Origin of the sequence: Achromobacter aloeverae (genome assembly GCF_004121055.1) — a bacterium.
GTDB classification, from domain to species: Bacteria; Pseudomonadota; Gammaproteobacteria; order Burkholderiales; family Burkholderiaceae_B; genus Bordetella_C; species Bordetella_C aloeverae.
The window spans coordinates 1-13,342 of record NZ_PYAL01000005.1 but is presented as its reverse complement, the minus strand read 5'-3'; the positions used below and the strand labels follow the sequence as shown (position 1 = coordinate 13,342).

Below are 13,342 nucleotides of genomic sequence, written 5' to 3'. Positions count from 1 at the left end.
CGTCACACATATGGCCGAAGATATGGCTTCAAACGCGGTTGACCGGTTCCTGGCCGGCGAGGATGCGCAGCATCTCATCCACGGCGCCTTCGCTCATGCGTCGCATGCTGGCCCCGGTCGATCCGGCGACGTGCGGGGTCAGCAAGACGTTCGGCCCGCGCAGGATGGGTGCGTCGGCCGGCAGCGGCTGCACATCGTGGACGTCCAGCGCAGCCCCGGCCAGGCGCCCGTCCGTCAGCGCCCGGAGCAGCGCGGGCGTATCGACGACGGGGCCGCGCGCGACATTGATCAGGATGGCGCCGGGACGAACGACGGACAACGCGGCTTCGTCCACCAGGCCGCGCGTGGCCTCGGTGAGCGGGCAGCACAGCACGATGACGTCCGATTCCCGCATCAACGTTTCCCGGTCGACGGCTCGCACCCCGGGTGGCAGGGTCTCGGGCCTGCGGGTCAAGCCCAGGGTGTGCATGCCCAGCGCGCCGGCCACGGTTGCCAGCCGGCGGCCTATGGCGCCCACGCCGACGATGCCGCAGGTGGCGCCATGCAATTCACCGCTGCTTTCGCCATAGGCCCGCGCGGGCCCCCAGCCTTGCTCGCGCAGCATTCCGTCGAGGCGGGCGAGCGGGCGGCGTAGATGCAGCATCGCGCCCAGGCAATACTCGACCACGGTGGCGGTATTGGCGCCGGGTACATTGGCGACCACGACCGGGAATCGGCGGGCCGCCTCCATCGGGATCATGTCCAGTCCCACGCCATGCCGCACCACGGCCTTGAGGCGTGGCGCGTGTTCGAAAATGTCCGCGGGCAGCGGGTTGCGCACGATGACGCCGTGTGCCGGCGCAATCGCGTGCCGCAGCGTATCCGGCCGCGGATCCGCCGGCAGGACGATGTTCGCATGACGTGCCAGCCGCGCATGTTCGTCAGGATGGATGGCGCTGGTCAGGAGCACCACGGGCAGTTCGTTCATGTCCGGCCTTCCGCGACGATGGGGTTGTGTAGGGCGCCCAGGCCGTCGACCTCCGCGATCATGGCCGACCCCGCGCGCAGCCAGGCGGGCGGGTCGTGGGCGATGGCGACGCCGGCCGGTGTACCCGTGGCGATGATGTCGCCGGGATCCAGTGGCATCTGCGTCGAAGCATGGGCGATCAGTTCCGCGATGCCGAACACCAGGTCCGCCGTGTTGCCTTGTTGCCGCGCGATGCCGTCCAGCCGCAAGCGCACGCCCAGCGCGCCGGCATCGGCGATTTCGTCGGGCGTGGCGATCCACGGACCGCAAGGACAGAAGGTGGGCTGGCTCTTGCCGCGCACGAACGCCTTGTCGGCGCGGACCATGTCACTGGCGCTGACGTCGTTGACGATGAGGTAGCCCGCGACGTGGTCCATCGCGTCCGCCGCATCGATGCGCAGCGCCGTGCGGCCGATGACCACGCCCAGTTCGGCTTCGTAGGTCACGTTGCCGACATCCGTGGCCAGGCGCACGGCTTGGCCGGGACCGATCACCGTGCGTCCGGACTTGATGAATATCACGGGACTCGCGGGCGGTGGCATGCCGCGCTCACGCAACGCGTCGTGGAAGTTGAACGCGGCGCCCACGACCTTGCCCGGACGCGGGAGGGGCGCGGCCAGGCTGGCTTGCGACAAGGGCACGCAGGCGGCGTCGGCGTAGCGGCCCGACGCAAGGCGTGCGGACAGCGTGTCCAGGCCCGCCTCGACCCAGGCCAGCAGATCGGCCGGCAAGGCCGCGTACCACGGCGGATTGGCTGGATGGGTGACATCCACCGCCATGTCGACGCCGTCGCGGCGCAGGATGATGCCGGGGACGATACGTCCGTCGGCGCGATGGAGCGAGATGAAACGCATCGGCGCCTCCCTGTATCAGGCGACCCGATAGCGATCGAGCACCGCGCGCTTGATCTCGATGCCCAGGCCGGGCGCCGTGGGTATCTGCACGATGCCGCGCCGCTGCTCGATGGGCGCCACCGTGAGTTCGTCGCGGAAGGGGTTTTCGCATTGCTCGAATTCCAGCAGCGGCGGCATGGGCCGGAAGCTGGGCGGCTGGTCGGGCAGCGCGGCAAGAAAGTGCAGCGTCGCGGCCAGGCCGATGGCCGACCCCCACGCATGGGGTACGCATTCCACGCCATGGCTGATGGCCAGCGTGGCGATCTTGCGGCATTCGCTGATGCCGCCGGCGGCGCAGACGTCGGGCTGGACGATGTCCATGGCCTTGCGCGCGACGATGTCCCGGAAACCCCAACGGGTGAACTCGTTTTCGCCGCCGGCCACCGCCATGTCCAGGGCGCGCGTGACTTCGACGTAGCCGTCCAGGTCTTCCGGCGAGATCGGTTCCTCGAACCATTCGATGTCCAGCGCCTCGAGCTCGCGTCCCAGGCGGATCGCGGCCGGTACGGTGAAGCAGTGGTTGGCGTCCACCATCAGGCGGACATCGTCTCCCACGGCCTCGCGCACCGCGCGCACGCGCTGCAGGTCCAGCTTGGGCGAGCCCAGCCCGATCTTCATCTTGACGGCGGTGAAACCTTGCCGCACGTACTCGGTGGCTTCTTCCACGGCCTCCTCGATCAGGCGATCCATGTCGATGAAGTACAGGCCGGTCGCGTACGACTGCACTTCGGTCCGGTACGCCCCGCCGATCAGCTTGTGCACCGGCTTGCCGCAGGACTTGCCGATGATGTCCCACAGCGCGATATCGATGCCGCTGAGCGCGGAGATCGCCATCCCCTTGCTGCCATAGTCCTTGATACGGTTGTACAGGTCATCCCAGATGACTTCGACGTCGTGCGCATCGCGGCCGATGATGCGTGGCGCATACTGCGATTCGATATAGGCGCGCGCGACCTGGGAAGGCCCATAGCATTCGCCCCACCCGACGATGCCGTCGCGGGTCTCGATCTCGACGATGCAGGATCCGCGGGTCTTGTAGAGCCAGCCGCGCGATGACGTGAACGGACGCTGCACGGGGGCGGCGACGACGTGGCAGGTAACTTTCTCGATGATGCTCATCATGTCCTCGATTGCGTGTTGTCGATATCGATGCAGGCACGCGCGGCGGCGCGCCGGTAGCGGCAAGCGCTGCGTCGGTCAGGGCTTGAAGACCTTGGTGGCCACGCTGTTGAGCGTGGCCTGCACGTCCCGCACTTCCTTGTCCAGCGCATCGCCGGCCAGGTCGTCGACCAGGAAACCGTTCCGTGCGGCGAAGTCCTTGTACTTCTGGCTCTGTATGGCCTTGCGGAAGGCATCCACAAGACGCGCGCGTTCCGGCGCGGGCAGGCCCGCGGGGGCCACGACATAGGCCATTTGCACGAGTGGCCCGTAGGGAAAGACGTCGTAGCCTTTCTCCTTGAAGGTCGGCACGTCCGGATACAGCGCCAGCCGCTCGTTGGCGAAGATGCCGATGGGGCGCACGAACCCGGCGTCGATCTGGGCCTTGCTCTCCGAAGGCTTGAGGACCGCCCCGTCGATCTGCTTGCCCGCCAGGTCGGTGATGACGCGCGATCCCCCCGTGTAGGGAACGTTGACATAGCCCACGCCGGCGCTGCGCGCGGTCATTTCCGCGAAGATGTGATTGAGGTTGTTGGTGCCGGGCGTGCCGATGGATATCTTGCCGGGGTTCTTCTTCATGAGGGCGAGGAAGTCGGCCAGGTTTCTGGCTGGACCCTCGGCCGGCACCAGCAGCATCAGGGGATCGGTGGAAACGCGGGCGATATGGGTGAACTGCTCGTTGCGCAGCGGCGTCAGGTTCTGCGCGATCTGCGCCAGCGTCGAACTGGTGCCCATGCCCAGCACATAGCCGTCGGCCGGCGAGGTAGCCACCTTGGCCAGGCCTATCGCGCCGGTCGCGCCGGGCTGGTTTTCCACGACGAGCGTGATGTTGTCGGCGCTGAGCAGTTGTTGCAGTTCCCGTGCCGCGATGTCGTTCGAGCCGCCGGCGTTCCAGGGCACGATGAAGCGTATTGGGTGGTCGGGAAAGCCAGCCGCGTGTGACGGCGCGGCCAGGGGCAGCGCGCAGGCGAGCAGGCCCCTGCTAAGCAGGCGGGTAAAGGATGGCATGGTGGTCTCCTCCGAAGGTACGCCGTCGTTGCGGCGTGGGCTATGCCTCTGCGGGCGATTCGGTAGTCCGGCGCATGCTAACATTCGTTATAACAAATAACAATGGTCTTTTTGCACGATCCGGCGCCAGGAGGAAGTGAGAAAATAGGCCTCCATTGCCCCCAGTCACCAGGTACATCCAGCATGCCCCACGCGAAATCCGCGTCCGCTCCCGGCGCCGGCTCCAAGGCGCCGGCCTTGCAGCCCATAGACCGGGAAACCTTGTGGGACCGCTCCTATGCCGCCCTGCGCCAAGCCCTGCTCAACGGGCGCTATGAACCCGGACACCGCATCGTCTTGCGGGAAGTGGCCGCGGAGCTGGGCATCAGCCTGACGCCGGTGCGCGACGCGGTAAATCACCTGATCGCCGAGCGCGTGCTCAAGCGCGGCACCGGAGGCCAGGGCGGCGGGGCGGTGGTGCCGGACATCGATGCCGGGCAACTGCAGCAGTTGCTGATCATGCGCGCCGAACTCGAAGGGCGCGCCGCCTACGAGGCGGCCGCGCACGTCACGGCGGCCGATATCGACAAGCTGCGCGGGCTGGTGGACGACATGCGCCGGCTTATCGACGCCCCCGCGAACGAGGGTTACCTGGACGCGCATCGCCAGTTCCATTTCCACATCTACGCCCTGAGCGGCCTGGACCTGATCGAGGACGCCATAGAGATGCTCTGGCTGCGCTGCGGGCCTGTCCTGAACCTGGTCCTGCCCGAATACGTGCCCCTGCTCAAGCGCATGGATTACCACGCGTCCGCGGTCGATGCCTTGGCGCGGGGCGACGCGGAAGGCGCCTGCCGGGCCATTCGCTGCGACATCGAAGAGGCGGGGCGCTATATGCACGGCTTGCTGGTCGGCAGGCAGGCATCCTAGGCCCGGCCCAGCCTGCTGCGCCGTCAAATAATACGAATAACTCTCATTTGTATTAGAATCGGAGTTTGCCGAGGCGTCCTTACGCCTTACGCCCTTACGCCCTTACGCCCTTACGCGCCGCCGCCCGGTCATCCCGCGCGCGAACGACCGATTCCCATGTCCGCCAACGCTGCCCGCCTTTCCCTTGCCTATCGCTGCGCCGTGCTGTCGCGCGTCCTGGCCGCCGGCCCCGCCGGCTACCTGTTCGCCTATACCCTCACCACGCTGAGCGCCCACCTGCTGTTGCGCGTCGTGACGCGGGCCGACGCCGCGCTCGCCGCGACCATGATCGGTTTCCTGGGCTACGCCATCGCCGTGCTGGTGGTATTCGCCTGCGCGAGCGCCGCCCGCGCCTGGGCCTGGGTGCTGGGCGGCGCCTTGTTGTGCCACGGCCTGGATCGTCTGCTGGCGGGGGCGGCGGCATGAGGCCCGACGGCAAGCCCGAGGGATTGCGCCAGTCCATGTCCTGGCTGCACACCTATGCCGGCCTGCTGCTGGGCTGGGTGCTCTTCGCGATGTTCCTGACCGGCACGCTGAGCTACGTGCGCGACGAGATCACGGCCTGGATGAAGCCGCCCGCGCAGCATTCCTTCGCCGACGCGCAAACCGCCGACCGCGCGGTGGCGGCCTTGCGCAAGCTGGCGCCGGACGCGGAACAGTGGACCGTCAACCTGCCCACCGTGCGCCAGCCGGCCGTGGAAGTCAGCTGGCGGGCGCAAGGCGCGCCCCAGGGCAGGCGCGGCCGCGAGACCGCCATGCTGGACGCCGGCACGGGCGAGGTCCTGCGGGTACCCGAAACGCGGGGCGCGGATTTCTTCTACCGCTTCCATTTCGAGTTCTACGGCATGTCCGTCTACAGCGGGCGCATCCTGGCCGGTATCGCCGCCTTCTTCATGCTGGTGGCCATCATCAGCGGCGTGATCACGCACAAGAAGATATTCACCGAGTTCTTCACCTTCCGTCCGCGCAAGGGCCAGCGCTCCTGGCTGGACGCCCATAATGCGCTGGCCGTCCTGGGCTTGCCCTTTCATTTCATCCTGACTTTCACCGGCCTGCTGCTGCTGATGTTCATGCTGCTGCCCTGGGGCCTGGACGGCGCCTACGATGGGCAGCGCATGCAGTTCTACCAGGAGCGGCGCGTCCTGCTGGAGCCCAGGCTGGAGCGCCCCGCCGATGCGCCGCCGCCGGTGGCCGGCGTGCTGGCGCTGGATGACATCCTGCGCGACGCAGGCAGGCAATGGGGCGGGCGCGGCATCGATTCCTTCATGATCAGGCATCCCGGCAAGGCGGACAGCACGGTGGAGTTGCGGCCCGCGACGGGCGACAGCATGACGGAGTACCCCGCGCGTCGGCTGTATTACGCCGCCGACGGCACGCCCATGGACGCGCCGTCCGAGCCGGCGCTGGCATGGAGCACGAACGTCTACCGCACCATGATCAATGTGCACATCGGCCGTTTCGCGGGCCCGGCCTTGCGCTGGATTTTCTTCCTGTCGGGCATCGCCGGCACGCTGATGGTCGCCACCGGATTGGTGCTGTGGGTGGTCAAGCGCCTGCCGGAACGCCGCAAGACAGGCGTTACGCCATTCAGCCACCGCCTGGTGGAAGTGCTCAACGTGGGCGCCATCGGCGGCCTGGCGGTCGCCATCGCCGGGTACTTCTGGCTCAATCACCTGCTGCCCGCCGCCTTGCGCGACCGGGCGCTGTGGGAGATACGCGGGTTCTTCGGCCTATGGCTGCTGTGCGCGCTGCATCCCTTGCTGCGCACGCACCGGCAGGCCTGGGTGGAACAATTGAGCGCCGCGGCCGTCTTGCTGTTCTTGCTGCCGGCGCTCAATGCGCTTACGGGTGGCCTGCCCTTGTGGCGCAGCTTGGCGCGCGGACAATGGAGCATCGCGGGCTTCGAGTTGAGCGCGATGGCCGTGGCGGTATTGCTGGCCTTCGCGGTCCGCAAGGTGCGAGGGGGAGCCGATGCCGCCGTCCTCGCCGGTGCGCCGCGCAAGGCGCTTGCCGAGCGACGGCCACGGGCGGGCGAACCCGGTGAAATGGGCGTGCAGCAATGATGGCCTGGGCATGCATACTCCTGGCGTTCGCCGGCTTCGGCGCCATCGCCGCATCGATGGACCGTCATTGCGAGGACCTGCTGCGGCGCGAGCCGCCGGCGCGCGCGCGGCGCGCCTGGCGCGGCCTCGGCTATGCCGTGCTGGCCCTGGCCCTGTGGCCGGCGATCGATGCATGGGGGCCGTCGGTGGGCACAGTCTTGTGGTTCGGCGGCCTGACCATGGCCGCGCTGCCGCTAGGCCTGCTGCTGACCTATCGTCCGCTGCTGGCCCGGCGGGCGGCCTGCGCCGCCCTGCCCCTGGGCCTGCTGGTCTGGCGCCTGGCTGCCTGAGCGGCGAGCGCTATCCCTACGAACTGTCGGGCGGCATGCCCGAGCGCGCCGGCACTTGCCGCGCCCTGGTGGGCGGCCCCGCCTACGCTCGGCGCGTAGGCATCAAGCCTGCCCGTGTCGCGCAAGCACCGCGCGTATCGAAGCCAGCGCGCGCTCGATATGGCTGTCTTCGATGTGCCGGTGCGTGACGCAGCGCAGGCGCCCGGCGCCCCACGGACGCACGGCCAGGCCGGCCGCTTCGAGATCGCGTACCCATGTGGCGCTGTCGCGCCCGCTGCGCGATACGTCCAGCTGCACGATATTGGTCTGTGGCACCGTGGCGCGCAGGACGCCTTGCGCGGCGTTCACCCCATCGCTCAAACGGCGGGCCCGCGCGTGATCCTGCGCCAGCCGCGCGCCCATGTGCTCGACCGCGTACAGGCCCGCCGCCGCCATCAGGCCGGCCTGGCGCTGCGTGCCGCCTATCATGCGGCGCAGCGTGCGGGCGCGCTCGATCACCACGGCCGGGCCGCCGAGCACCGCGCCCACCGGGGCGCTCAGGCCCTTGGACAGGCATAGTGACACGGTATCCGCGTGGCACGCGACGGCCTGCGGCGCGACATCCAGCGCCACCGCCGCATTGAAGAGGCGCGCGCCATCGAGATGCACCGCGATGCCGCGCGCGGCCGCCAGTTCGTGGACCGCGCGCATGTAGTCCAGCGGCGGCACGGCGCCGGCGGCATTGTTGTGCGAGGTCTCCATCGCCACCAATGACGTCTTCAGCTTGTGGCCGCCGCCCTGCACGCCTTCGGCCAGGCGTTCCAGGTCCATCGCGCCGTCCACGCCCGGCACGCCCAGGTAGAACAGATTGGTGAAGGTGGCCGCGCCGCGCTCCGATGTGTACATGTGGGCGTTCGATTCCAGCACGACCTGCTCGCGGCTGGCGGTCTGCGCCAGCACCGCCAGCAGGTTGGCCATGGTGCAGCTGGGGACGAACAGGCCCGCGTCCTTGCCCAGCCGCGCGGCGACGGTGCTTTCCAGCTGGCGCACGGAAGGGTCGCCGTCCAGTCCATCGTCACCGATGGGCGCGGCGCGCATGGCCTCCAGCATGGCCTCGGTGGGGCGCGTGACGGTATCGCTGCGCAGGTCGACGAAGTGGTCGGGGAGTTCGGTCTGGGCGGAGTGGGGAAGCGGGCTTGCCATGCGGATATTCCGGGGAGCGGGGCGCGTCAGCGCGCGGGAATGAGGCGTTTCTCCAGCAGCTTGACCGATTGCGAGGCCGTGAAGCTGATGAGGATGTAGACGACGGCGACGAAGACGTAGAGCTCGACCAGGCGGCCGTCGCGCTGGCCGATCTTGGCGGCCGCGCCGAGGAAGTCCGTCAGCGCCAGTACGTACACCAGCGAGGTGTCCTGGAACAGGATGATGACCCGCGTCAGTAGCGACGGCACCATGTTGCGTATGGCTTGCGGCAGCACGATGCTGAACATGGTCTGGCGCGATGTCAGGCCCAGCGCCATGCCGGCATGGACCTGGCCGCGCGCGACGGACTGGATGCCGGCGCGCATGATTTCGCAAAAATACGCGGCCTCGAACATCGAGAACGTGATCACCGCGGAATTGAACGCCCCGACGTGGATCGGCCGTGGCGCCCGCAGGATCCAGGCGCCCAGGTAAGGGACCAGGAAGTAGAACCAGAAGATCACCAGCAGCAGGGGGATGGAGCGCATGGTGTTGACGTAGATCGTCGCCGGCACCGCCAAGGCCTTCAGCGGCGATAGCCGCATCAGCGCCAGCAGCGTGCCTATCCCCAGCCCGGCGAGGCCCGCCAGCGCGGTCAGCGTCAGCGTGAAGGTCATGCCCGTGCCGAACAGGTATGGCAGCGCGTCGCGAATGACGCCGAAGTCGAAATTGCCCATGGCGGTCCTCAGTGCTTGCCGGCGATGAGGCCGGGCACCGCATAGCGTTTTTCCAGGCCGCGCAGGCTCAACGCGACGATGCCGTTGATGACCAGGTAGACCAGCGTGGCGGCGCTGAAGGCCTCGAAGATGTGGAAGCTGAACTCCTGCATGGCGCGCGCCTGGCCGGTCAGCTCCAGCAAGCCGATGGTCAGCGCCACCGAGGAGTACTTGATGGTGCCCATGAACTCCGAGGTCAGCGGCGCGATCACGATGCGATAGGCCTCCGGCAGGATGATGTGGCGGTAGACCTGCGGCTGGCTCAGGCCCAGCGCGGTGCCGGCCTGGAACTGGCCGCGCGGCAGCGACTGTATGCCGGCGCGGATTTGTTCGCAGACGCGCGATGCGCCATAGAGCGTGAGGCACAGCAGGGCCGGCACGAATTGCCCCCAGGGCTGCGGCATCTGCTTGATGGCCAGCCCCAGCGACCGGGGCACGATCTCGGGCACGACGAAGTACCACAGGAACATCTGCACCAGCAGCGGACAGTTGCGGAAAAGTTCCACGTACACGGCGCCCACGGCGCGCAGCGGGCGCGACGTGCAGGTGCGGAAGACGGCCAGCAGCGAGCCCAGCGCCATGGCCAGCACCCAGGTGGAAAGCGATAGCGCCAGCGTCCAGCCGGCGCCCATGGCCAGGGTCTCCAGGAAGGTGTGCACGCCGTCGGGCGACATATCCAGGAAGACCCGCCAACTCCAGTCGTAGTTCATGCGCGTGTCCAGGGAAGGCGGAAACCGGGCCGCGCGCCGGCGGGCCGTTTGGTTGCGGCCGTGAACGGCACGGGGCTGGCCGGGCGCTTATTCGTAGGCGGCCGCGTCGCCCGAGTCGGTGGGATGCGCCAGCGCGCGCTTGAGCGCATCGCTCATCGGATACTTGAGGTTGATGCCGCGCGGCGGGATGGGCGAGTTGAAGTACTTCTCGTAGATGGCCGCGACCTTGCCGCTCTTCATCAACGCGATGACGGCGTCGTCGACCACTTTCTTGTAGGCCGGATCGTCCTTGGGCTCCATGATGCCGTAAGGCGCCAGTTGCAGGCCCTTGGTGCCGATCACGAAGTCGTCGGGATTCTTCGACGAGGCCACCGAACCGTAGGCCAGGCCGTCATCGTTGGCGGAGCCGGCGGCGCGGCCGGACTGCACCATCAGGAAAGTCTCGCCGGTATCCTTCGCGCCGATGACCTGGATGCCATAGTTGTTCTTGGCATTGATTTCCGAGATCAGCCGGAACGTCTGGCCACCGGCCTGCGCGGCGATGGCCTTGCCGCGGAACGTGGCGGGGTTATTGGGGTCCACGCCCGCATCCTTGCGCGCCATCAGGACGACTTGCGCGACGAACGTGGTCGGCGCGAAGGACACCAGTTTGTGGCGATCCGGCAGGTTGGTGGTGTTGCCGCATTCGAGGTCGATCGTGCCGTTGTTCAACAGCGGAATGCGGGTGGCCGATGTGGTCGGGTTGTAGCGCACGTCCAGCTTGGGAAGCTTGAGCTCGGCCTGCACGGCCTTGGCGATCTCCTGGCAGATCTCGACGGTATAGCCGATCGGTTTCTGCGACGCATCCAGATAGGCGAACGGCACCGAGGATTCGGGATGGCCGATGACGATGGTGCCGGTCTCGCGGATCTTGTCCAGGCGGCTGGCGCCGTCGGCGTGGGCGGCGACGGTAGCGATGGACAGCAGCGCGGCGGCAAGCGTAGTGATGGCTTTCAAGCGTTTTCCCCGTTCTATGCATGGCGCCTGGCGGCGCTGGATCGTGATACAGGACTCGTGATGGTCCGGATGGCAAAAAGTATGTCCTACCTGTAATGTTTTTCCCAATTCCACTTTTGTATTGCTCTATACGGGAATGGTATGACAACACCTCGCCTGGGCCTGCGCCAGATCGAAGCCTTCCGGGCCATCATGGTGTCCGGGTCGATGACCGCGGCCGCCCGCCGCTTGCATACTTCGCAGCCGCAGGTCAGCCGGCTGATCGCGCAGCTGGAGGCGGTGACGCAATTCCCGCTGTTCGAACGCAATGGCAGCCGGCTGACGCCTACGCTGGATGGCTCGCGTTTTTTCAACGAAGTGGAGAAAACCTTCATAGGCCTGGCCGGCCTGGAGTCGGCGGCCGCCAGCATCCGGTCCTTCGCGGCCGGCCGCTTGAGCGTGGCGGCCATGCCGCGCCTGGCCGGCGGTCTGCTGGCGCGCATCGTGGCACGCTTCAAGACCCAGTACCCGGACGTGATGGTGTCCATCCAGTCGGGCAATGCGGGCACCGTCCATGACTGGGTCAGTTCCGGATTCTGCGAGGCGGGGCTGGCGATGCTTTACAGCGACGCGCCGGGCGTGCAGGTGGAGCCGGTGGTCACCACGCGCTGCGTGGCGGTGCTTCCGCGCGGTCACCGCCTGGCACGGCTGAAACGGCTCAAGCCCGCCGATTTCGTCGGCGAGCCTTTCATCTCCTTTCCCATGGGCAGCGCATTGCGCGAACGCATCGACGGCATCTTCCAGGCGGCCAAGGTGGAGCGCCGCATCGTGGCCGAGGCCGGGCTGGGCGCATCGATATGCGCGCTGGTGGCGGCGGGCCTGGGCGTGAGCCTGATCAACCCCGTGGCCGCTGGGGAAGAAAAGCTGGAGGGGGATATCGAGGTGCGGCCGTTTTCGCCGGCGGTGCCGGTGATCATCGGGCTGCTGTACCCGCCGTATCACAACCGTACCCGGCTGGTGAACGTCTTCGCGGAGCTGGCGCGCGAGGTGATGCGGCAGGAGCTTGCGGCATTCGACGATGGCGCCGTGCGCCGGAGGGACGCTGCCTTATAGGCCCGGGTCCATGGACACGGCTTCATGGACTCGGCCCCGAGGGGACGGGGCCGAGGGTACTGCGCCGGGAGGACTTCATGAACTGCCGCCCCGCCTCCCGCCGGGGCAACTACCTGGATTCAGCGGGTCCAGGCAGCCGGACTACGTAATCGGCGCTATGGCCCTGATCCGGCCTTCAGTCTTGCTCAGGCCCCTTGGAACGGGACGTTGTCGGGGTCGCCGAAGGCAGTGGCGCCGGGCGTTTGCGCGACGTCAGCGGCCACCTGGGTGCGCGACACGCCGGAGTCGGCTTGCGCGGCGAACGGGACGTTGTTCAAGTCGCCGCGGGCGACCAGGCCCTCGGCCTTGGCTTGTTGCAGCTCGGCCTGCACTTGCGCGCGGCTGGCGGACGCGTTGTCCGATTGGCCATAGGCGCCTTGGAAGGGGGTGTTGTCGGGATCGCCCAACGGGGTGCCCGCATGGGCAATGCCCACCAGGGCGAGTACTAGGGCCGCGGAAGTCGCAATAGTCTGGATACGCATGATGTCACTCCTGATCTGTCTGATTTGGAACGGGGAGGCATCCGGGCGGGATTCGGATCTCGCGGGGGTGTCTCTTTGTCGTTCCCCATGAGTTGAATTCTCCGCCGTAATAGACCTGGGATAAACCCTAGATAGCGAATACTCTTGTTCAAAAATAGGGGTAATTAATTTTTATTCTTTCGATTTATATCGACTTTGGCGCGCGAAGGGGCGCGCATGTGCGTGACAGTCGCCAGGGCTGCGGTGCTTGCGGTCTATGGAGGGGAGCGAACCGAAGGAATGCCAGCCGCGCGGGCGCGCTGCCGTTCCAGGGAATGGGATGGACCATGGCCCCGCACAAGGGGGGCGAGCGGGGCCATGGGTACTGCGGGTACTGCACACTACAAGTACTTCTACAGCAGGTACTTCTACAGCAGGTACTTCAACTGCAATCTGCTTCGACTACAGGTACCGCATCGAGAGGACATCCAGAACTGCACCCCGCCTCTCGCCGGGGAACCCGCCAGGCCAGCATGCCTGGCGGGCCGGACTTCTGTTCTGTCCGCGGCTGGCGGTCGATCAGCCTTGGAACGGCACGTTGTTCAGGTCGCCGAACGCGGTGGCGCCGGGCGTCTGCGCGGCGTCAGCGGCAACCTGGGCGCGCGACACGCCGGAGTCGGCTTGCGCGGCGAACGGGGCGTT

The 13,342-nt window shown here is 67.4% G+C and carries 14 protein-coding genes; 5 read left to right on the top strand and 9 right to left on the bottom strand.

Going from position 1 to position 13,342, the window contains the following annotated elements; all coding sequences use genetic code 11:
- Window positions 1–28: 28 nt before the first annotated feature.
- From C7R54_RS16825 to C7R54_RS16810, 4 genes are all read right to left on the bottom strand, one after another.
- Entirely contained in the window at window positions 29–967 is a 939-nt protein-coding gene (locus C7R54_RS16825; RefSeq protein ID WP_129151615.1) for an NAD(P)-dependent oxidoreductase, read from the bottom strand.
- Window positions 964–1,860, bottom strand: coding sequence for a fumarylacetoacetate hydrolase family protein (locus C7R54_RS16820; protein ID WP_129151614.1), 897 nt, complete (start codon window positions 1,858–1,860; stop codon window positions 964–966). The genes C7R54_RS16825 and C7R54_RS16820 overlap by 4 nt, the downstream gene beginning before the upstream one ends.
- Before the next feature lie 15 nt (window positions 1,861–1,875).
- Window positions 1,876–3,021, bottom strand: coding sequence for a mandelate racemase/muconate lactonizing enzyme family protein (locus C7R54_RS16815; RefSeq protein WP_240039570.1), 1,146 nt, complete (start codon window positions 3,019–3,021; stop codon window positions 1,876–1,878).
- Between the two features lie 75 nt (window positions 3,022–3,096).
- Window positions 3,097–4,065: a tripartite tricarboxylate transporter substrate binding protein gene (locus tag C7R54_RS16810; protein ID WP_129151613.1), complete on the bottom strand. Its 969-nt coding sequence runs from the start codon at window positions 4,063–4,065 to the stop codon at window positions 3,097–3,099.
- A 183-nt stretch (window positions 4,066–4,248) separates the two neighbouring features.
- On the opposite strand from C7R54_RS16810, the gene C7R54_RS16805 reads away from it, so the two are divergent.
- From C7R54_RS16805 to C7R54_RS16790, 4 genes are all read left to right on the top strand, one after another.
- A complete protein-coding gene (locus C7R54_RS16805; RefSeq protein ID WP_129151612.1) occupies window positions 4,249–4,974 on the top strand; it encodes a GntR family transcriptional regulator in 726 nt (241 codons plus the stop codon).
- A 156-nt stretch (window positions 4,975–5,130) separates the two neighbouring features.
- A complete protein-coding gene (locus tag C7R54_RS16800) occupies window positions 5,131–5,439 on the top strand; it encodes a hypothetical protein (RefSeq protein ID WP_129151611.1) in 309 nt (102 codons plus the stop codon).
- Window positions 5,436–7,076 carry a PepSY-associated TM helix domain-containing protein gene (locus tag C7R54_RS16795; RefSeq protein ID WP_129151610.1) on the top strand — a complete coding sequence of 547 codons (1,641 nt, stop codon included), beginning with the start codon at window positions 5,436–5,438 and terminating at the stop codon, window positions 7,074–7,076. Before C7R54_RS16800 ends, C7R54_RS16795 begins: the two co-directional genes overlap by 4 nt.
- On the top strand, window positions 7,073–7,405 hold the full coding sequence (locus C7R54_RS16790; RefSeq protein ID WP_129151609.1) for a DUF3325 domain-containing protein: 333 nt from the start codon (window positions 7,073–7,075) through the stop codon (window positions 7,403–7,405). The genes C7R54_RS16795 and C7R54_RS16790 overlap by 4 nt, the downstream gene beginning before the upstream one ends.
- 102 nt (window positions 7,406–7,507) lie before the next feature.
- Here the strand turns inward: C7R54_RS16790 and C7R54_RS16785 are convergent, their stop codons facing one another.
- The 4 genes from C7R54_RS16785 to C7R54_RS16770 all read right to left on the bottom strand — a co-directional run bounded on the left by C7R54_RS16785 (window position 7,508) and on the right by C7R54_RS16770 (window position 11,048).
- Window positions 7,508–8,587 (bottom strand): threonine aldolase family protein, encoded by a 1,080-nt coding sequence (locus C7R54_RS16785; RefSeq protein ID WP_129151608.1) that lies wholly within the window; start codon window positions 8,585–8,587, stop codon window positions 7,508–7,510.
- 26 nt (window positions 8,588–8,613) lie between these two features.
- Window positions 8,614–9,303, bottom strand: coding sequence for an amino acid ABC transporter permease (locus C7R54_RS16780; protein ID WP_129151607.1), 690 nt, complete (start codon window positions 9,301–9,303; stop codon window positions 8,614–8,616).
- A gap of 8 nt (window positions 9,304–9,311) precedes the next feature.
- Window positions 9,312–10,052 (bottom strand): amino acid ABC transporter permease, encoded by a 741-nt coding sequence (locus C7R54_RS16775; RefSeq protein WP_129151606.1) that lies wholly within the window; start codon window positions 10,050–10,052, stop codon window positions 9,312–9,314.
- 87 nt (window positions 10,053–10,139) lie between these two features.
- The gene (locus C7R54_RS16770) at window positions 10,140–11,048 is read right to left on the bottom strand and encodes an amino acid ABC transporter substrate-binding protein (protein WP_129151605.1); all 909 of its coding nucleotides are present in this window, start codon (window positions 11,046–11,048) and stop codon (window positions 10,140–10,142) included.
- A 141-nt stretch (window positions 11,049–11,189) separates the two neighbouring features.
- Here C7R54_RS16770 and C7R54_RS16765 point away from each other — a divergent pair, with 141 nt between their 5' ends.
- Window positions 11,190–12,140, top strand: a complete 951-nt coding sequence (locus tag C7R54_RS16765) for a LysR substrate-binding domain-containing protein (protein ID WP_129151604.1) — start codon at window positions 11,190–11,192, stop codon at window positions 12,138–12,140.
- Between the two features lie 185 nt (window positions 12,141–12,325).
- Here the strand turns inward: C7R54_RS16765 and C7R54_RS16760 are convergent, their stop codons facing one another.
- Window positions 12,326–12,661: a DUF4148 domain-containing protein gene (locus C7R54_RS16760; protein WP_129151603.1), complete on the bottom strand. Its 336-nt coding sequence runs from the start codon at window positions 12,659–12,661 to the stop codon at window positions 12,326–12,328.
- Between the last annotated feature and the right edge of the window lie 681 nt (window positions 12,662–13,342).